Source organism: Pedobacter ginsengisoli (assembly GCF_002736205.1).
GTDB classification, from domain to species: domain Bacteria; phylum Bacteroidota; class Bacteroidia; order Sphingobacteriales; family Sphingobacteriaceae; genus Pedobacter; species Pedobacter ginsengisoli_A.
In genome coordinates, this window is sequence record NZ_CP024091.1 from 51,029 (window position 1) to 72,433 (window position 21,405).

At 36.7% G+C, this 21,405-nt stretch carries 14 protein-coding genes and 1 rRNA gene; 2 read left to right on the forward strand and 13 right to left on the reverse strand.

Going from position 1 to position 21,405, the window contains the following annotated elements; translation table 11 throughout:
- Nucleotides 1–13: 13 nt before the first annotated feature.
- Both rrf and CPT03_RS00230 read left to right on the forward strand, forming a co-directional pair.
- Nucleotides 14–125 (forward strand): 5S ribosomal RNA (rrf, locus tag CPT03_RS00225).
- 188 nt (nt 126–313) lie between these two features.
- On the forward strand, nt 314–1,294 hold the full coding sequence (locus tag CPT03_RS00230) for an acyl-ACP desaturase (RefSeq protein WP_099436956.1): 981 nt from the start codon (nt 314–316) through the stop codon (nt 1,292–1,294).
- On the opposite strand, the gene CPT03_RS00235 is transcribed toward CPT03_RS00230, so the two are convergent.
- The 13 genes from CPT03_RS00235 to rpsA form a co-directional block, all read right to left on the reverse strand.
- Nucleotides 1,295–4,657, reverse strand: a complete 3,363-nt coding sequence (locus tag CPT03_RS00235; RefSeq protein ID WP_099436957.1) for a methylmalonyl-CoA mutase family protein — start codon at nt 4,655–4,657, stop codon at nt 1,295–1,297.
- Between the two features lie 85 nt (nt 4,658–4,742).
- Nucleotides 4,743–6,407, reverse strand: a complete 1,665-nt coding sequence (pafA, locus tag CPT03_RS00240; protein ID WP_099436958.1) for an alkaline phosphatase PafA — start codon at nt 6,405–6,407, stop codon at nt 4,743–4,745.
- 110 nt (nt 6,408–6,517) lie between these two features.
- Complete coding sequence (locus tag CPT03_RS00245; protein ID WP_099436959.1) at nt 6,518–7,804, reverse strand: bifunctional folylpolyglutamate synthase/dihydrofolate synthase; 1,287 nt, start codon at nt 7,802–7,804, stop codon at nt 6,518–6,520.
- A 43-nt stretch (nt 7,805–7,847) separates the two neighbouring features.
- Complete coding sequence (locus CPT03_RS00250; RefSeq protein ID WP_099436960.1) at nt 7,848–8,666, reverse strand: energy transducer TonB; 819 nt, start codon at nt 8,664–8,666, stop codon at nt 7,848–7,850.
- Nucleotides 8,666–9,067 (reverse strand): ExbD/TolR family protein, encoded by a 402-nt coding sequence (locus CPT03_RS00255; protein ID WP_099436961.1) that lies wholly within the window; start codon nt 9,065–9,067, stop codon nt 8,666–8,668. Before CPT03_RS00255 ends, CPT03_RS00250 begins: the two co-directional genes overlap by 1 nt.
- Complete coding sequence (locus tag CPT03_RS00260) at nt 9,067–9,777, reverse strand: MotA/TolQ/ExbB proton channel family protein (RefSeq protein WP_099436962.1); 711 nt, start codon at nt 9,775–9,777, stop codon at nt 9,067–9,069. The genes CPT03_RS00255 and CPT03_RS00260 overlap by 1 nt, the downstream gene beginning before the upstream one ends.
- 2 nt (nt 9,778–9,779) lie before the next feature.
- Entirely contained in the window at nt 9,780–11,156 is a 1,377-nt protein-coding gene (locus CPT03_RS00265; protein WP_099436963.1) for an HU-CCDC81 and SPOR domain-containing protein, read from the reverse strand.
- Nucleotides 11,157–11,210: 54 nt separating this feature from the next.
- Complete coding sequence (locus CPT03_RS00270) at nt 11,211–12,914, reverse strand: TonB-dependent receptor (protein WP_099436964.1); 1,704 nt, start codon at nt 12,912–12,914, stop codon at nt 11,211–11,213.
- 11 nt (nt 12,915–12,925) lie between these two features.
- Nucleotides 12,926–15,943 (reverse strand): tetratricopeptide repeat protein, encoded by a 3,018-nt coding sequence (locus tag CPT03_RS00275; protein WP_099436965.1) that lies wholly within the window; start codon nt 15,941–15,943, stop codon nt 12,926–12,928.
- Between the two features lie 133 nt (nt 15,944–16,076).
- Nucleotides 16,077–17,009 (reverse strand): aspartate carbamoyltransferase catalytic subunit, encoded by a 933-nt coding sequence (locus CPT03_RS00280; RefSeq protein WP_099436966.1) that lies wholly within the window; start codon nt 17,007–17,009, stop codon nt 16,077–16,079.
- A gap of 1 nt (nt 17,010) precedes the next feature.
- Nucleotides 17,011–17,559, reverse strand: a complete 549-nt coding sequence (gene pyrR, locus CPT03_RS00285) for a bifunctional pyr operon transcriptional regulator/uracil phosphoribosyltransferase PyrR (protein WP_099436967.1) — start codon at nt 17,557–17,559, stop codon at nt 17,011–17,013.
- An 85-nt stretch (nt 17,560–17,644) separates the two neighbouring features.
- The gene (locus CPT03_RS00290; protein WP_099440951.1) at nt 17,645–19,258 is read right to left on the reverse strand and encodes a beta-N-acetylhexosaminidase; all 1,614 of its coding nucleotides are present in this window, start codon (nt 19,256–19,258) and stop codon (nt 17,645–17,647) included.
- Nucleotides 19,259–19,370: 112 nt separating this feature from the next.
- Nucleotides 19,371–21,305, reverse strand: a complete 1,935-nt coding sequence (rpsA, locus tag CPT03_RS00295) for a 30S ribosomal protein S1 (protein ID WP_099436968.1) — start codon at nt 21,303–21,305, stop codon at nt 19,371–19,373.
- Between the last annotated feature and the right edge of the window lie 100 nt (nt 21,306–21,405).

The window sequence follows — 21,405 nt, forward strand, 5'->3', positions numbered from 1 at the left end:
CAATTAAAAATATTTAGGTGCCTATATCGGTGGTGTCCACCTCTTCCCATTCCGAACAGAGAAGTTAAGCCCACCAGAGCCGATGGTACTGCGGTAACACGTGGGAGAGTAGGTCGGTGCCAAATCTTAAAGCCAAAACCCTGTAATGTTAAATTACAGGGTTTTGGCGTTTATAGACTCATGAAATATTTTCTTCATTAATCTGCAAAATAATAGGATGAGTCTTTGGATTATTTCTTAATAAAGTATTACCACAACCTTCTTTGTGCAATAAATTTGGTATATTTGATACAAATTTAAATTATATAAACGGATGAATTTATTCGAGGAAAAGAGAAGGGAAGTAATGTTACATATAGAAGGCTATATGCTAGATATGATGCAAACATATCTGAAACCAATTGATACAAATTGGCAGCCATCTGATTTTTTACCTGACTCTACCAGTGAAACATTCTATCAGGATATAAAATTATTGCGTGAGAACGCTAAAGATCTTTCTTATGATCTAGTAGCTGTTCTAATAGGTGATACCATTACAGAAGAGGCATTGCCAACTTATGAGTCGTGGTTATGCATGGTTGACGGTATTACCAGAAATGAAGAAGGCGGATGGATGAAATGGGTACGTCATTGGACGGCTGAAGAAAACAGACACGGCGATTTATTAAATAAATATCTTTACTTATCGGGACGTGTTGATATGCGTCAGATGGAAATATCAACTCAGTATTTAATTGCTGATGGATTTGATATTGGAACAGGCCATGACCCGTATAGAAACTTTATATATACCAGTTTTCAGGAACTAGCTACAAATATTTCTCATAGAAGAGTTGCCTCTTTAGCTAAAAAGGATGGTGATACCTTACTTTCTAAAATGTGTGGAGTAATTGCTTCGGATGAGGCTCGTCATGCTAAGGCTTATAAAGATTTCATGACGAAGATATTTGAGGTTGATCCAAATGAGGCAATGGTTGCTTTTGAGGATATGATGAGAAAGAAAATTGTAATGCCAGCTCATTTTTTGCGTGAAATGGGTATGAAGATTGGCCAAACATTTGGACACTTTACTGATGCTGCACAACGTTTAGGCGTATATACTGCGCTGGATTATGTTGAGATTATGCAGCAGTTAATAGAAGAGTGGAAGCTTGAAAGTATGCGTGATTTAAATGAAGCTGGTGAAAAAGCACGTGACTATATCATGGCGTTGCCAAACAGATTATTGCGCGTAGCTGAGCGGATGAATAACCCATCAATAGAATATAAATTTAGCTGGATTCACGCTTAATTACATATTTCTTCTGTATTGCCCACCAACTTCATAAAGGGAGTTAGAAATTTGTCCTAAAGAACATATTTTACTGACTTCCATAAGTTCATTAAATATATTCTCCCCGGCAACAGCCGTTTTTTGAAGCTTTTTAAGTGCTGATTTTGACAGGTTTAAATTTCTGTCTTGAAAGGCCTTAAGTGCTCCAATTTGATATTGTTTTTCTTCTTCGGTTGCCCTAATTACTTCTCCTGGGATTATAGTAGGTGAACCATTTTTATTTAAAAAGGTATTTACACCTACAATAGGATATTCGCCGGTATGTTTTAAGGTTTCATAATATAAGCTTTCTTCCTGTATTTTACCACGTTGATACATAGTTTCCATAGCTCCTAAAACTCCTCCTCTGTCATTAATCCGCTTAAACTCTAACAATACCGCTTCTTCAACAAGATCAGTCAGATCTTCGATAATAAAAGCTCCTTGTAGTGGATTTTCATTTTTAGCTAATCCAAGCTCTCTGTTGATGATAAGCTGAATAGCCATGGCTCTGCGTACAGATTCTTCTGTTGGGGTGGTTATAGCCTCATCATAAGCATTTGTATGAAGTGAATTACAATTATCATATATTGCGTATAATGCCTGCAGGGTTGTACGTATATCATTAAAATCGATCTCCTGGGCATGTAATGAACGACCAGAAGTTTGGATATGATACTTCAGCTTTTGAGATCTGTCATTACCTTTATACTTATTTCTAATAGCTTTTGCCCATATACGTCTTGCTACCCTCCCAATAACTGAATATTCAGGGTCTATGCCGTTAGAGAAGAAGAAGGATAGATTAGGTGCAAAATCATCGATGTTCATTCCCCTACTAAGGTAATACTCAACAAAAGTAAAGCCGTTACTTAATGTAAAGGCAAGCTGTGATATGGGATTGGCACCTGCCTCGGCAATGTGATACCCGGAAATTGATACAGAATAGAAGTTGCGTACTTTTTCAGTAATGAAATAGTTCTGAATATCGCCCATCATTCTTAATGCAAATTCAGTAGAGAAAATGCAGGTATTTTGTGCCTGGTCTTCTTTAAGAATATCTGCCTGAACGGTACCACGTACCGTACTTATTGCATGGGATTTGATCTTAGCATATACATCTAAGGGTAATACCTGATCACCGGTTACTCCCAGTAGCATTAGGCCGAGACCATCATTTCCTTCTGGTAAGGAACCATTATATGTTGGTCTGGCCTGGCCTTTATTCTTATATATAGAATTAATTTTACTTTCTATTTCTTCCTGTAAGCCGTTTTGAATTATGTATTTCTCGCATTGCTGGTCTATAGCAGCATTCATAAAAAAGGCTAGCAAAATAGGTGCAGGCCCATTAATTGTCATAGATACGGAAGTTGATGAAGCGCAGAGATCAAAGCCAGAGTATAACTTTTTAGCATCATCAAGGGTTGCTATGCTTACACCAGAGTTACCTATTTTGCCATAAATATCTGGACGTATATGTGGGTCTTCTCCGTAAAGTGTTACAGAATCAAAAGCTGTAGACAGGCGATGTGCTGGCTGACCTAACGATACATAATGAAATCTTTTATTTGTCCGTTCTGGTCCGCCTTCTCCTGCAAACATACGGGTTGGATCTTCTCCCTCGCGTTTTAGTGGGAAAACTCCTGCAGCATAAGGAAATTCACCTGGTACATTCTCTGTTAGTAACCAATTTAAAATATCGCCCCAATCCTTATAGCGCGGCAGAGATACCTTTGGTATTCGTAATTTAGACAGTGACTCATAAAAGAGTGGCTGTTTAATTTCTTTATCCCTTACTTTGTATACAAAGAACTCTTGTTGGTATTTAGCTTTTGTTTCTGGCCATTCCCGTAATAGTTTTTTGCACTCTCCATCCAGCTGCTCTTCCAGCTGTTGATACAATTCTTTTAAGGTAGTGGTTAGCTGCTCGTCAGTTGAAAGATGAATCACACCTTGTAACTGATATAGTTTTCTGGCTATTGTGGTTTGCTTATTTACCCATTCATTATAGGTTTGACTGGATTCAGCTATTTCTGCGAGATATCTTATCCTATCAGGCGGTATAATATAAATCTTTTCAGATTGTCCACCTATAAGTTCCATTTGGGCTTTAAAATCGGTACCAGTTTTCTCTTTTATTTTTTGCATTAAGGCAGTAAAGAGGTTGTTCATGCCCGGATCATTAAACTGGGAGGCCATAGTTCCATAAACAGGAATACTATCGTCATCAGCGTTGAACAGATTGTGATTACGTTTGTATTGTTTCCTCACATCACGTAAAGCATCCAGCGCACCGCGTTTATCAAATTTATTTATTGCAACAAGGTCTGCAAAATCTAGCATATCAATTTTTTCCAATTGTGTGGCCGCCCCGAATTCAGGGGTCATCACATACAACGAAATGTCGCAGTGTTCGGTTATTTCCGTATCAGATTGTCCAATACCAGAAGTCTCAACTATAATGAGATCGTAACCTGCAGCTTTACAGATATCAATACTTTCCTGAACATTTTTTGAAAGTGCTAAGTTGGCTTGCCTTGTAGCCAGTGAACGCATGTATATTCTGGGATTATTAATTGCATTCATCCTGATCCTGTCTCCAAGTAAAGCACCTCCGGTTTTGCGTTTGGATGGATCAACAGAGATAATTGCAAGTGTTTTATCTTTTACTTCTATTAAAAATCTTCTTACCAGTTCATCAACTAAAGATGATTTGCCCGATCCTCCTGTTCCTGTAATGCCCAAAACAGGAGCATCGTTATTGATGGTTAGTTTTTTTAACTCATTTACAAAAGATTGAGCAGCATCAGGGTCATTTTCTGCCACTGTAATTGCAGCTGCAATACTTTTGATATCTTTTTTAGGGATAGTTTTTAACTCCCCATTTAACGATTTTGTAGTGATAAAGTCGGTCTGCTCAAGCATATTATTGATCATGCCCTGTAAGCCCATTTTACGGCCATCATCAGGAGAATATATCCTTGTAATACCGTAAGCCTGTAATTCGGCAATTTCTGAGGGCAGGATTACCCCGCCGCCTCCGCCAAATATTTTGACATGAGATGCACCGCGTTCCTGCAGCAAATCATACATGTATTTAAAATATTCAATATGGCCACCTTGATAAGAAGTCATTGCAATGCCTTGAACATCTTCCTGTATAGCACAGTTTACCACTTCTTCAACTGAGCGGTTATGTCCCAAATGTATGACCTCTGCCCCCGAGGATTGAAGAATCCTCCTCATGATATTAATTGTAGCATCATGGCCATCAAATAACGCAGCTGCAGTTACAAAACGGATTTTGTGTTTGGGCTTATAGATTTCAATTTGTTCCATATCTGGTTTTATAATTGGTATTCAAAGGTAACAAAAAGGCCACTCAAAATTTACTTGAGTGGCCTTCTTACATCTGTAGAAAATATTATTGGTGTGTTAACTCAGTTATTGGTTCTCCTATACAGCCACTAGGCATCTGAATACGGAGCATTGCAGCTAAGGTAGCTGCTATATCTGTCATGTAATGCGTTTTATTGGTTTTTCCGGGTTTTACATTCCATCCCATAAATACACACGGTATGTGCGAATCATATGGGAACCAGGCACCGTGAGTTGTTCCCGTTTTGCCTCCCTCGAAATAGTTTGATTTCAGAATATAATAGATATCGCCGCTTCTAAGTGCATTGTATCCATTAGTAATGGCTTTCTTTATAGGTTCAGGTAGGGTTGAGCTGGCTACTTTGGTAACATCTACAGCATCCATAATACCATCTTGTTGTTTCAATGTTTCAATTGCCAGAGCTTTTATTGCATCAAAATCAGCATTTGCATCTTTAATTGCCTGATGATTAAAATAAAACTGGCTGTTTGCAGAAGTGACAATAGCTTTTTTGACTTTGAATTTTTCTTCAATTGTAGTGTTTAGGCTCTTTATAACTGGAGAGTCATTGAATAATCCTCCGGGAAGTTTATTTTCTGTCATAAAGCCAGGAACATGTGCAGCACCATGATCGGCAGATAAGAAAACAAGATAATTTCCTTTTCCGATTTTAGTATCCAGATAATTAAAAAATTGTTCCAGATCTTGATCTAATCTAAGGTATGTATCCTCAGCCTCTATGGAATTTGGACCGTATTGATGACCAACATAATCAGTTGCTGAACAACTAACGGCCAGGAAGTCGGTTGAACCGCTTTGGCCAAGATGTTCAGAATCAATAGCCAGTTTAGCTAAATCTAAAGTCATTGTGTTGCCATAAGGAGAACTCTTTATCATGTCATAGTTCTTTCCTGTATACAATTTAAAAGGATGTGGGAAGGTTGGTGTTTGCTCTCCTCTGGATTTTCCTTCATAATCTTTGTTGTCGGCTGTACTTTGGTCATAAGTTTCTATTGGATATAATGTATTCCAGTTTTTTTCAAAATACTTATCGGCCATTTTCAACTTGTTGTAATCTGATACCCATGTTGGCAATTTTGTCATATAATGAGTACTTGTAATCCAGTCACCTGTTCCGCCGTCAAACCAATATGCAGCATTGGCCGAGTGGCCTGCAGGCAAAATTGATCCACGGTCTTTTAATGATATACCTATTACCTTACTCTTAAAATTTGTAGCTAAGCGAAGCTCATCAGTAATGGTTGTGGTAAGTAGATTTTTTGGAGACATTAATCCGGCCCTGGTATCACTGCCTACAGTTTTCACTGTTGTATCTTCAGCACAATACACGCTACGTTTTAATTGAGGATCGTACCAGTCATTTCCGATTATACCATTTATAGCAGGAACTGACCCGGTATAAATACTTGAATGTCCGCATGCTGTATATGTGGGAGTGTAGGGAATGAACGTGTTTTCAGCAGAAAATCCTTCATTTACCATACGCTTAAATCCGCCATTTGAATATCTGTTATAGTAACGGTATAGATAATCCCATCTCATTTGATCTACAACTAATCCGACAACTAATTTTGGCCTGTTTAGTGTTGTAGAAGGTGCTCTTTTTGCGGTAAGTGTCTTTTTTTGAGCTATTGACCCAGTGCAGAAGAGGGCCATAGCGGTAAATAAAAGGAGAATTCTTTTCTTCATTATATGTTAAATTTTTTAGAGGTTATAAGGTAAAAACAGTGTGTAAGGTAGTTAGGATTTATAAAGTTAGTTACTTAACAATAAGTATCATTTAATATAATGTAAAGTTTTTATGGTATTTCTGCAACTACAAAAGTGCTTCCACCTATATAAATAAGATCGTCGGCATTTGCATTTTCTTTGGCGGCATTTATTGCAAGTTCAACAGTGGTGAAGACGGAACCTTTTAAGCCATGTTTTTCTGCTTCAGTTGCAAGTTCCTGAGCAGAAAGTGCTCTTTCAAGTTGTGGCTGACAGAAATAATACAAGGCTGTAGGAGGAAGAAGATTTAAAACTCCATTAATGTCTTTATCCTTTACCATGCCGATTACAACGTGAAGTTTGTTGTGTGGTGTAGTGTTAATATTTTGTACTACTTCTGTTATGCCCGCAATATTATGTCCGGTATCAGAAACTATTAAAGGATTTTTACTTAGTATTTGCCAGCGGCCCATTAAACCTGTTAAATCCTTTACATTCTTTAGGGCTGAATAAAGTGCATCATTATGAATTTTAAAGCCTAATGTTTTTAAGGTTTCTACTGCCTGTATAACAGTTAAAATATTTTTTAATTGATAGGTTCCTGTAAGATCTAGCAGGATGTTTTCAAATAGGTTGCTCCCATTTTTGGAAACAGAAACATTTAAAAATTCACCTTCCTTAGTAGATTTGCTAATCTGCAATTGCTGATCGGCAAAGAGAATTGAACTTTGAGTTTCCTTTGCTTTTTGAATAAACACCGGATCAGTTTCGGGGTGACTCTCGCCAATAACAACAGGAATACCGGGTTTTATAATTCCAGCTTTTTCTCCTGCAATTTCTTTTAATGTATTGCCAAGAATATTGGTATGGTCAAGACTTATGTTGGTAATTACAGATAACTCGGGTGTTATGATATTTGTTGAGTCTAACCGGCCACCTAAACCGACTTCTATTATAGCAATATCAACATTCTGTTCGTAGAAATATGAGAATGCCATTGCAACGGTTACTTCAAAAAAAGAAGGACTGATTTCTTCAATAATTCCTTGTTGTTGCTCAACAAAGTTTATCACAAAATCTTTAGAAACCATTTCTCCGTTAACTCTGATGCGCTCTCTGAAATCCTTTAAATGGGGGGAGGTATATAATCCGGTTTTATAACCGGCTTGTTGAAAAATGGCGGCAATCATGTGAGAGGTTGAACCTTTCCCATTTGTGCCGCCAATATGTATTGTCTTAAATTTATTTTGCGGATTATCTAACCTTTCGCACATAGCAACGGTATTGTGTAAATCCTTTTTAAAGGCAACCGCACCAACTCTGGTAAACATTGGTAGCTTGCGGTACAGATAATCAATAGTTTGTTCGTAATTCATTTCTGATGTTTAATAACATCACAAAAGTATCAAAGCTACCTGATTATTTAACTTTAAAATTGAAAACAACTACACCAATTTGAATATCAGGAGCTGTTTCTGAGGGAGCTAAACGGGCACCCATTAAAGCTTCCTTGCATTTCTGCCATAATTCTCTGTCGTTCAGGGTAGTTCCCTTAACTCCGGGAGTAGCGTCTATAACAAGACCAGCTTTGTTTATTTTTATACGTACGGCAATTTTACCTGTTTTCTGCCCATCATCCTGAGGCGTAACCAGATTTGTAAACTTTCTTAAGGCAATAGGGGTTTCGCCAAAGCCAGAGCCACCTTCACCATAATTATTGGCCAGAGGATCTCCGTTTTTGCTTCCTTGATTTCCTGGTGTATCACCGGTTCCATCACCCCCGCCGGTTCCTTTACTGGATTTTCCTTTGTACAGGGCATTTTGGTTTACAACCGGTTTTGAAGGTTTCGTTTCTGCATTAGTTGCAGTAGGGGTCGCTTCTTTTTTTGTTTCCTTGCTTTTTACAGCTACAGCTTCCTCAGAGTTTTGAGTAATGATTTCTTTTTCACTTACCTGGGGAGTTGGAGTCTCTTTGGTTACTTCTGTTGGTGTTACTTTATCAGGTTGACGATTATTTGCGTTAGGATCTGCAGATGGCTCTTCAATACTGGTATAATCTGAACCCATACCTGTTACAGAAGTTCCGTAGTTAACCACCATTCCTCCCATACCTGCATCTTCCGGCTCGAAGCTCCCAATAACAATAAAGAAGCTTAAAGCAAGCAATGCAGCCATGATACCGGTAGATATTGCCAGTGCCTTAGGATAATTGTTTTCTTCTTTAGGATAAGTTGTCATTATTTCTTAGGTTCTACAGCCAGTACAACTTTTAGTTTTAACTTATTAGCCACATCATAAACAAGCATTACATTTTCAATGGCAACACCTCTTTCAGCGTAAAGTACAATAGTTAGATCTGGTGATGTCTTTTGATAAGTTTCTATTGCAGTTTGAAGATTTTCAATCGTAGTTGGCTTCTTGTCTATAAAATAATTTGATTTATCATCTATAGATACAGTAACGGTTTTTTGGGCATTAGATTGTTGCCCAGACTCTGAACGGGGTAATAATAACTTCACTACCTGTGGATTAACTACAGCTGATGCCAATAGAAAAAACAAAAGCAGGAAGAACATGATATCGTTCAATGCAGAGGTATGTACCTCTACAGTTCCTTTATTTCTTTTGCGTAAATTCATTATTTTCCTGGCTCCTCTAATAGATCAATAAATTCAATAGCGTCAGTTTCCATTCTTAAAATTATGCGCTCAACCATCATATTTAAAATATGATAAAGTACATATGCAATAATACCTATGATAAGTCCTGTTGCTGATGTAATCATTTTGGTATAAAGACCACCAGATATTGTACCGATTTCGATTGCTCCTTTAATAGATACATCGTGGAAAATAGTAATTACCCCGATAATTGTTCCAACGAAACCAAGCATGGGTGCAATACCTGCAATAATACCTAATATGCCTATGTTTTTCTCTAATTTAGATACTTCTAATTTTCCATTGTTTTCAATAGCAGCTTCAATGTCTTTTATTGGTCTACCAATACGTTTTAGTCCTTTTTCAAGCATTCTGGCCAAAGGAGAATTGTTATTGCGACATAAAGTTATTGCGTTTTCCAGCCTTCCATCATGAATGTATTGTTTAATCTGAAGCATCAGATTCGATTCAGTTTTAGAAGCTTTTCTTATCGTCAGGTATCTTTCAACAAAGATTACTAATCCAAGGAATGCCAAAAATGCTAAAGGAATCATTACCCAGCCGCCTTTAAAAAGAAGGTCGATAAAGTGAAGTTCTGGTGGGGCAGTTGTAATGGCTTGGTTTAAGTTATTAGCAGAATCAATAATCTTGTTAGCGGTATCTGTTGCACCTTGTAGTAAAACGATCATATTTATTGTGGTTTGTGTGTGTGTTTATTTTGATGTATATAAATTCCCGGATCTTTTAATTTTGTAACTAGTAACTTCCGACCTTCTTTTGCACTTTCTTCATCTTTAAATGTAGCAATGCTGATTTTTAGTCTTCTCTTACCTGGCATTGTTGGGATAATTTTTGCGGTTATGCCTATTGCTTTCATTTGAGCAATGAATTTGTCTGCTTCTTTCTGATTAATTACTGAAGCACCAATAACCTCCCAGGTAACTGTTTCGGAGCCAGTGGCTGCAGTAACAGGGGCAATAGTTTTTGCAGTAGTAGGAGTAGTTGCTATACTGTCTTTCTTTATAGAATCGGCTGTTTGTATAGCTTTTTCATTACTTATTCTTAAACTATCTGCTTCGGCAATTGAATCAGTCCTGATTTTATCATTATTTTGAATCGTGTCGGAATTATCAGGAAGAATATTATCCTGAACTGTATTCTCAGATTTATTTAGAACACCATTGAATAATTCAGGTTTTATAAAATATGCTGCCAAACCCACAATTACTATTATTGCAAAAGCTATAATAGTTTTTAAATAGAAAGGAAGTCCCTGACTTTCTTCTTCAGTAATTATGGGTTCAGCTATTCTTGTGTCTAAAGGGCTAGGGGTATTAAAGAAAGGAGTATTTGTTGCCTTTGGTGTTACTACCTCTTCAGATAAATCCGAACTATCAGTTAAGCCTTCTGCGGTTTCAATTGAAACTGAGGCAGCAGGTTTTTGAACAACTTTAACTTCTGATATTTCATCGTAAACAGGTTGTTCATCAAGCACAGGTTTCTCTTCATGAGAATGAACAATAACCTCTATCTCTTCTGACCCATCACTTAAATCGGCATTGTTATCTTCAAGGTTGCGTTGCTCTTCAGTAATTATAGGTTCCTGTTCAAAAGAAGGTGGTTGTTGGATAACGGCCTCATCTGCTGTTTCAATTTCAGATATGGGTTCCTCTTTTAAAGGAGGCAAGCCATAAAAGTCGAACCCAAAGCTTAACTCGTCTTTAGGGTTAAAGGTCAGGCTTCCAGGTGTACCAGTTAGTATACCCATTTCTCCAAAATCAGCACGCTGCGTTTCAGCCAGTTGTTTTAGTGTCCCTTCTGCAAACTGATCAATATAATAAGTTGCAGCTTCTGTTGATATACTTCTTTTTTTACTTATGTAAGTGATAAGAGATTGTTGTTCTCTAAGCTCTTCCATAAAAGCCAAAGTATAACTTGGAGGCAGAAATGAGTGTGTTTCAACATCGTACCTTCCTGGCGACTTCTTTTTATAAAAAGTACCCAGTCCGGAAATTCCCACTTCTTTACGGGTTTTTATAAGTTCAGTAAGGTATGATAAGATATCCATTCTGGTAAAAATAAATTTTAATTCCGTATCAACCAATTATTAATTAAAAAGCTATTAGAATGAATAGCTTATTCCTCCAAAAACATTAAGCCCAATTACCTCATAATGCAAGTATCTGCTGTATGATGTGTTTAGCAAATTGTTTGCTCTGGCAAATGCAGAAAACTTATTATTTATCTTGTAAGATACTCCGGCACCCAGATCAACAAACCCTTTAACTGTAACTACAGTTTCATTAGCAGGATCAGGTGTGTAGTAAGGATTAGCAGGAGCTGAAGTATAAATTTTTGCTTTGCTATCATCCTGAATTGCTACAGAGGCATTAAGGGTTACTTTGTTATTGATTACGTAAGAGAGATCAGAACTTAAACGCATTTGAGGTTTAAACCAGCTTTGCGTTTCTGCTGCAGGTTTATAATCTTCAAAATTTAACTTTCCAGTCCATTTTAATGCGTCACTTACCTGAACAGAAAGTTCACCTTCTAGACCAATAAGTTTCATAGTACCGAAATCGTAAATCACATCAAATTTATTGAAGTTTGAGAAGTTGTTTACGAACAGCGGCATATCTTCAATACTCTTATGGTATACTCTTGCTTTATATCCAAAACCCGGACCACCTGTACCTTTAATTCCACCACTGATACTTAATTTTTCAATTGAATTTCTAATGGTAATATTGTTGTTCAGGAAAGGATTCTCATCAGTAAACTGTTTTAATGAGTTACGGTTTACATCGCCTTTTACCTCTCCAAATATTTGTAAGTAATCAGGTATTAGTGTAAAATCAGCAGTTACGGCAGGGAAAATTCTGGTAGATGAGAATGCCCCGAATTCTTGTACAAAATTAATTCCGGCAGTAATTTTTACACCGCTGGCCTGTAATCTGATATAGGGATTCAATTTTAAGAGGTTATTGCCTACACTTACCAATTCATCTTTGGTGCTTCCAAATTCAGTAGATGCAGCAAGGCCAAGGTTAAATTTACTGATCCTCTTATTTACATATCCGTTTAAAACAACTGAATTTTCTTTGGCATTGAACTTATCACTCCAGATATATCCATTAAGTTTAAGCGCATAGCTAAGTGCATCAGGGTCTTCGGTATACTTGTTTACCAGTTCACCCTCTGCTTCAAAGAAATTAAGGGTTTGTTTCTCCGGATCTGGGTTTAAAGTAGGGTTATTCTTATCAATTCCATAAAAATACAATCCATTTCTTTGAAAGTTAACACGACCACTTAATGTAACCACATCACCAATGCTACGGCCAAAAATGCTTAGCTTTTGCTGACTTGATTGTTGTTTATTTAACTTTCCTGATTGGCTAAAATGCTGAAAATATCCACCTGCTTGCATTGCTTCATCACGTCCGATATTGATATAGGCCTCACCAAAAATGGTCTTTGCTGATCCAAAACCACCTTTAACATAATTATTTATCAATTCTTCCTGCTTTGCAGCAACTACTTCCTGGGCCTGCAATTTATTAATGTCAGAATTCAGCTCTAATTTTCTGTCGGTAAGGCTATAGTTAAATTTAGCTTTATATGTTTTAATATCATTCAGATCCGGGCTTCTTCTAAGTTTAACAGCCTCTGCTAAAATAGGTTTGTAAGGTCTTACAACTTCAATTTCTTCGGTAACAGCTTTCTCTTCCGTTTTCTTTTCTGTAGTTTTTGTATCCTGAGCCTGCAATCCTAACGATGCCGCTGTGATAAAGAAAAGGGTACTATATATTAATTTAGTAAATCTCATGTTGCTTAATCTTATTTAATTTTCTGTAATTTTTCTTTGGCAGTTGGAACAATATCGTCCTTGCCTTCATAATTGTCTATAAGACTTAAGAGCGTACTTTTGGCCTGAAGCTTATCCTTTAGTGCTAAATAATTATCTGCTAATAAAAGGAATGATTTAGCTACCCAATAATCATAAGATGCCATATTGTTAATCAGATCAAAACATGTTTTTGTTGATGTTTTATAATCACCTTTGGCATACTGCAACGCAGCAATATTGTATTTAGCTTCGGCAGCAGCCAGTGTTTTAGTTTTACTAACTACATTATTAAAGGCCTTTACAGCACTTGTTGTATCTGATTTTAATAAATATGCCTTACCTGCATATAGGTCTGCACTGTTTTTTTCTTCTTCCGAACCTTTTTCAGATTCCTTGATTAATTGAACATACTTGATCATGTCATCAGGCATTTTCAGAGCATCGTAAGCTTTGAGAAGGTTATTTATAGCATAGCTATGGTGTACTTTATAATCGGCTGTTGTTTCTAATCTTTTTAAATAAACAATCGCTTCATTATATTTTTTCTGATCTAAAAACAATTGCGAAATACTAACCAGTGAACGTTCAGTATAATCACTTGTCCAGTCATTAAGTATATATTCGTAATCAGCAACAGCTTCTAGCGGGCGACCAAGTTTAACCAATGATTCGGCTCTAACAAACTTAGCCTCTTTATCATGTATTGCTTTCGGATATTTATCAAAATAAGCATTTACAGCTTCAAATGCGCCTTTAAAGTCGCCTTTTAAATAAAGATTATTGGCTCCCTGAAAAACTATATTATCTTGTTCTGCAACGGTGAAATTACCTAGCGGGGTTGAGTTGGCATAAGTGATAAAACCTTGTGAATCGCCACGATCCACATAGATGTTTTTGATAGATTCTAAAGCTTGTTTTGCCTCTTCGCTACTTGCATAATCTCTGATTACTTTTTTAAATGATTCTAATGCCAGGTCATCTTTATCCTGATTGTATTGTACCAGTCCTATAGTTACCAAAGCTCTTGGAACATAACTACTGTTAGGATATTGACTAACCAAGCTTATAAGATCTGTACTCGATTTATCGAAATTTCCGATATTGAAATAAGTATAAGCGGTTTCGAAACCAGCATCATCAGCATAGTTGGAATTAGGAAATTGCTTAAGCAAATCCTGCATAGTTCCAATTTTAGCTTCGTTTTGGTTTTCTAATCCCTGGATCATACCACGCTGAAATAATGCATAATCCTCGCCGGTAGATCTGGCATTGATGATCTTGTTATAATTTACGAGTGCATTACCATAGCTCTTATTCACAAAATAAGAGTCAGCTAGTCTAATAATAGCATCGTTAACTGTTTTTTGATCTTTGTCGTTACCAGCTAAAAAGCGCTCATAATAAGTAGCAGCTTTAGCGTAACTCTCGTTTTCAAATGCAGCATAAGCAAGTGCATAGTTAGCGAAATTGTATACACCGGTTTTATCAGCATCTGGCATTCCAAGGAAAGTTTCAAAATGTTTAACAGCTTCACCAAATTTTCTTAATTCATAAGAAGCCTCAGCTTTCCAATAAGTGCTCAATGCATGGATTTCTTTATCTTCAGGGAATTTTTCAGAGCGTAAGAACATTGATAAAGCATTCGGAAATGCACGTTCGTTGTAAAACTCAAGTCCTCTAAAGTAAGTTACTTTCTGGTAGGCTTCTCTTGCTTCCGGCGATTTACTTTGTATTGGTTCAAGTATATCTATGGCGGCCTGATAGTTTTTGCTGGTTAATAGAATTTCTCCCAGTAACGTTTTGGCCTCGTTTATTTTGCGCGACTTAGGGAATTGTTTCAGGAAGTTCTGAGTTGCATCAAGCGCTTGCTGGTTAAAATCAAGCTCATAGCTTAGCCTTGCATAGTTAATCCACGATTCTTCTTGTATAACTTTATCAAAATCAAGTCTTGATGCTCTGAAGAAAGCACTTCTTGCTTTTTCTTTATTTTTTAGGATAATGAAAGAGCGACCTAAAGTGTACATACCACTTTGAAGATACACATCATCAGTATCCAGTTTTTCTAAGATAGAAACTGATTCCGGATATCTTTTCAATTGAAATAGCGAGTAGCCATACTGATAAATGAAAAGGTTATTTTTAACATTTGATTTATCTTTGGCATAGAACTCTTTAAAGTACTTTTCTGCATTTACAAAATCAGACTTTGCAAAATAAGAAGCAGCAATAAGACTTAACATTTCTGCCTCATACTGTTGCTTTGAAGATTTAAGGATAGGTAATGCATATGATAATACATCATCGTATCTTTCATCAAGATAGTACATTGAGGTAATGTAGTAAGGATAGCTGGCCTCATAAGTTGGGGATCCTTTCAGCTTTTCAAAGTTACTTAGCGCAGTTTTATACTCTTTATTAAGGTAATTGATGTAAGCAAAATAGTAGGTTGCGCTTTCCTGGAAAGGAGATTTCTCTTTTTTAACAGCCTCAAATAAAGGCTCAGCTTTTTCTATATCATTTTGTAGAAAATAAGCATACCCTTGTTTAAATTGATATTCTAAACGCTGTTTGGCAGAAAGGGTAGATGGGTCTGTTTTTTCGAACCATTCTAATGCTTTCTTATAGTTTTTTTGATCGAAATAAGATTTTCCTACATGAAAGTAGGCAAGTTTTGTATTCGGATTAAGGGGATAGTCTTTTATAAAATTCTGGAACAGGCTTTCAGCATCACTATTGCCTAATTCTAATGCGCAAACGGCAGCATAAAATTTAGCATTTTCTTTAAGTAAAGAAAGTTCAGAATTACTTTCCTGTTGTGTGCCGGGTTTTTGTCTGAGCTGTTCAACCAGTTTAAATTGCTGGGCAGCAGCAACGTATTTTTCATTGTCAAGCAGTTCTAAGCCTGTTTGATAATTTTTATTGAGGTTAACCAGTAGGCTCGACTGCGCATAACTTGCAGTAAAGCCGCCTGCTAGTAACAGCGGAATAAAAAAGTATTTTTTTTGCATCTGATTTCAAATATGGTTGGTACTAATATAGATATAGTATTGTGTCTTGATAGCATAAGAAATTAACATGTGTTAATAACACAGGTTTAACGAACAGAAAAAGGAAATGGTATAAAAAAGCTGTTAAAGAAAGTTAATCCCTTTGAGAGGCAAGCAAATAAAGTACCGCCATCCTTACTGCAACCCCGTTTTCTACCTGTTCCAGAATGATTGATTGCTTACTGTCGGCAACATCACTGGTGATCTCTACGCCACGGTTAATAGGGCCTGGATGCATTACAATAATTTCTTTATCCAGATTGTCTAAGATCTGTTTATTTAAGCCATACATCATGGCATATTCCCTTAATGAGGGGAAATATTTAATGTCTTGTCTTTCCAGCTGGATGCGAAGCATATTAGCCACATCACACCAGTTAAGCGCTTTAATCAGGTTATGTTCAACCTTTACGCCCAGGCTTTGAATGTGTTTAGGTATCAAGGTAGTAGGGCCGCATACCATTACTTCAGCACCAAGCTTTTGCAGGCAAAGAATATTTGAAATGGCAACTCTGGAGTGGAGGATATCTCCAACAATTACTACTTTTTTACCAGCCACATCTCCAAGTTTCTGACGAATGGAGAAAGCATCAAGTAAAGCCTGAGTAGGATGCTCATGGGCGCCATCTCCGGCATTTACAATTTGGGCTTTAATATGTTTACTTAAAAACTGGCCGGCTCCGGCATATGGATGTCTCATTACTACCATATCCACTTTCATGGCCAGGATGTTATTTACAGTATCTATTAGCGTCTCTCCCTTACTTACAGAAGAGGAAGATGCTGCAAAATTAACTACATCAGCAGATAGTCTCTTTTCTGCCAGCTCAAACGAAAGTTTGGTTCTGGTAGAGTTCTCAAAGAAAATATTTGCAATAGTTATATCCCTTAAAGATGGAACCTTTTTAATCGGTCTGTTAATTACATCTTTAAAATTATCTGCAGTTTCAAAAATCAATTCAATATCATTCCGGTTAATATCTTTGATACCTAAAAGATGTCGGGTTGATAATTTCTCTGCTGCCATACTATTTATTGCTTTCTGATAATAAGATAACTTTGTCTTCTCCTTCGGTTTCCTTCCAGCTTACCTTAACTTTTTGTGAGTTTAGGCTGTCTACCTGCTGGCCAATATAATCTGGTTCGATAGGTAGCTGTCTCGAAAAACGCCTGTCAATTAACACCATTAGTTCAACCTTTTCAGGTCGTCCATATGCTAATAATGCATCCATAGCAGCCCGAATGGTTCGGCCTGTCCATAATACGTCATCAATAAGGATAACATTCTGACCTTCAATTATAAAATCTATGGTATTGCTGTTTGCTGAAACAATTCCATCCTTTCTTCTAAAGTCATCTCTAAAAAAAGTAATATCCAGATTACCTTTTTTAATATTGGTTTTCTTAAGAATTTGGGAAAGCTCTTGTTGCACCCTGTTGGCAAAGTAACTACCTCTTGGTTGTATACCTATTAAAACAGTATTAGAAAAATCGATGTGATTCTCAATTAATTGATGACAAAGTCGCTTAATTGTGATTTGGAATTTTTGTCCGTCTAGCAGGGTTCTCTTTTGCATTGACTAATGATTAGGCAAATATAAAAAAATCGGATTAAATTTAATGGGTGTTTTTGATAAAATTGAATAAAGAAGTACGAATTGCTTACTGATCAGTTAAGTATCTTTTACTATAGTTTATTTTTAATAAATCATATCGCTTAAATTGTGTTTTAAGTCTTCTTCTAAAATCGATATAATTACGCTTACTTTTAGGGCTCCATAGCACTTCACTTAGTGCATCCAGCCTTGGGAAAAGCATGTACTCTGCTTTAGCCGGATTTGCAATATATTCAGACCATAGGTTTCCCTGTCCTCCCCAAACATATTCCGCCTCCTTGGGCGTAAGTTCAGCCGGTACAGGTTCATAATCATAAACAGTTTTTAGCGGTAAAAATTTAGCCGCTGTTAGCGAATCATCCTTCATAAACTGTGCATGATTAAAGTACATAGAATTTTCGGGAGTCATAATAACTTTATGCTGCTGTTTTGCTGCTGCAATACCGCCTTTTTCTCCGCGCCAGCTCATTACAATTGCATTAGGGGCCAGGCCACCATCTAAAATCTCGTCCCATCCTATTATTGTTTTTCCTTTACTATTTACAAATTTCTCCATTCTATGAATAAAATAGCTTTGTAAACCATTCTCATCTTTTAATCCTTTTTCTTTAATGAGTTTTTGAGCGAATGCAGATTGTTTCCACCAGATCTTGGAGCATTCATCTCCTCCAATATGAATGTATGGAGAAGGGAATAATTCCATTACCTCCGTCAAAACATCTTCCAGAAAACTAAAAGTCTTTTCCCTCGGTTGCAGTACGTTATTGAATTTATTGAAAATTCCCCATGTTTGCGCAACCTGGGTTGGTATAGCAGGAGTGGTTCCTAATTCAGGGTATGCGGCTAACACAGCCATATTATGTCCGGGCATTTCTATTTCCGGAACAACAGTAATGTATCTGGCCATAGCATATTTTATTACCTCCTTAACTTCCTCCTGTGTGTAATATCCACCATATCTAATCCCATCATTCCCTGTCCCAGGATACAGACCAATAATAGTTCCGTTACGCCATGCACTAATCGCAGTAAGTTTTGGGTGCTTTTTAATCTCTATTCGCCAACCATGATCATCAGTTAGGTGCCAATGGAAATAATTTAGTTTGTGTAATGCTAGGTAATCAATATACTTCTTTATAAAATTAACATCAAAAAAATGCCGGCTAACGTCAAGATGCATTCCTCTATATGCAAAGCGGGGATAGTCAATAATCTCAACAGTTGGAATAGCTAACTTATCTGTATTGTTGGTTCCTGATGGTAAGAGTTGTATAACACTTTGTACAGCGTAGAATATACCTTGAGGAGATGAGGATCCTACGTTTATTATGGTCGGAAGTACAGAGAGTGTATACTTGTCAGGATTGGTATATATGGTACTGTTGGTAATTAAATTTATAGATTGCCGCGAGCCAATTTTTGCAATATCAGTAATTATGGGCAGATGTATGTTATAGTGTTTTGAAATGTAGTCTGATAAAAACTGTGCAGAAGGTTGTGCCTGCAAAGTATTAATAAAGATTACAGTGTTTTTATCTAAGCTAAATCTCTCGTTAGGGAAGGAGCCTTCCCTCATTTCTACGGGTGCTGGTATTATGTCCTGTGCACTCACTTTAAGGGAAATAAGGATAAGTAAAACTAAGCTAAGCGTTATTCTCATACTAAAAGACATGATGTGTGTTGCTCAAAAATAATAAATAGGAGTACAAATTTTAGCATAAAAAAAGCCCTCAAAATTTGAGGGCTTTTAAATTATATAAAGTTAAATGGAACTAGCTTTTTTTAGCTTTGTTCTCTTCACCTTCCATTTGTTGTTTTAATTGTGCAAGCACTCCTAAATCACCTAATGTAGATTTTTCAACTGAATCTTTAACTTTTTTCACTGCATTGCTAGATGCTTTAGCTTCTTTTTTCTTAGTAGCTCTTTCTTCAGCAACAGCTTCAGCTTTAGCCTCTTCCCAGATACGGGCATGAGAAACAACGATACGTTTAGCATCTTTGTTAAACTCAATGATTTTGAAATCATTAGTTTCTTCAGCTTTGATAGTAGTACCATCTTCTTTAGCCATGTGCTTAGTAGGTACGAAACCTTCAACACCATATGGTAGAGCAATAACAGCGCCTTTATCAGTTACTTTAACAACAGTTCCCTGGTGGATTGAATCTACAGTGAAGATAGTTTCGAAAGTATCCCAAGGGTTTTCTTCAAGTTGTTTGTGACCTAAGCTTAATTTGCGGCTTTCAACATCTAATTCAAGAACAACAACGTCTAATGTATCACCAACTTTAGTGAATTCGTTAGGGTGGTTAACTTTTTTAGACCAAGAAAGATCAGAGATGTGGATTAAACCATCAATACCTTCTTCGATTTCAACAAATACACCGAAGTTAGTCATGTTTTTAACTACAGCAGTATGTTTGCTTCCGATAGGATATCTTTCAGCAACATTTTGCCAAGGATCTTGAGTTAATTGTTTAATACCTAAGCTCATTTTACGCTCATCTCTATCTAAAGTTAAAACTTCAGCTTCGATTTCATCGCCAACTTTCAGGAATTCCTGAGGGCTACGTAAGTTTTGAGACCAAGACATTTCTGATACGTGAATTAGACCTTCAACACCAGGGATGATTTCAAGGAAAGCACCGTAATCAGCAACAGTAACAATTTTACCTTTAACTTTAGAACCAACAGCTAAGTTAGCATCTAAAGATTCCCAAGGGTGAGGAGTTAATTGTTTTAATCCTAATGCGATACGTTTTTTCTCGTCATCAAAATCAAGAACTACAACATTGATTTTTTCGTCTAAGCTCAATACTTCTTTTGGATGCTCTATGCGGCCCCAAGAAATATCAGTAATGTGAAGTAAACCATCAACACCACCTAAATCGATGAATACACCGAAATCTGTAATGTTTTTAACAGTTCCTTCAAGAACCTGACCTTTTTCAAGTTTAGATACGATCTCAACTTTTTGGCTTTCTAAGTCGTCCTCGATTAAGATTTTATGAGATACAACTACGTTTTTAAACTCGTGGTTGATCTTAACAACTTTGAATTCCATTGTTTTACCCACGTATACATCGTAATCGCGGATAGGTTTGATGTCAATTTGAGAACCTGGTAAGAAAGCCTCAACACCCATAATGTCAACGATAAGACCACCTTTAGTACGGCTTTTAACAAATCCGTTGATGATTCTGTCATTGTCAAGAGCTTCATTGATAGTTTCCCATGATCTCTGAGTTTTAGCTCTTTTACGAGATAAAATCAATTGGCCGTTAGCATCTTCAGGGGCTTCCACGAAAACGTCAACTTTATCGCCAACTTTCAAATCAGGTGTATCACGGAACTCAGAAGTAGATACTAAACCGTCTGATTTAAATCCAACGTTTAATACCACGTCTTTGTTGTTAATTGAAACAACAGTACCGCTAATAATCTCACCTTGAGTGATTTGATTGAAAGTATCGGTATACATGTCTTCAAACTTTTTACGGTCTTCGTCAGAGTATTTTCCGAAAACTTTATCATCAGCATCCCAGTCAAAATCTTGATCAGGTGTCGCTAATGATGATTTGATCTGTTCGATCGACACTGAATCAGCTTCTGATTCAATGGTTTCTTTTTCAGCAAGACGAGCGTCTGCGCCTTGTAGTTCAGCTGTTTTAGCCTCTAGTTCTTTTTCTGCTACTTGTTTTTTAGCCATTAAAATTAAATCTCCTTTTCCCGTTTAGGGACGGCAAAGATAATAATTATTATTTTTAATGAAAAGATTTTTTTGATAAATGTTGTTGATTTAGAACAGA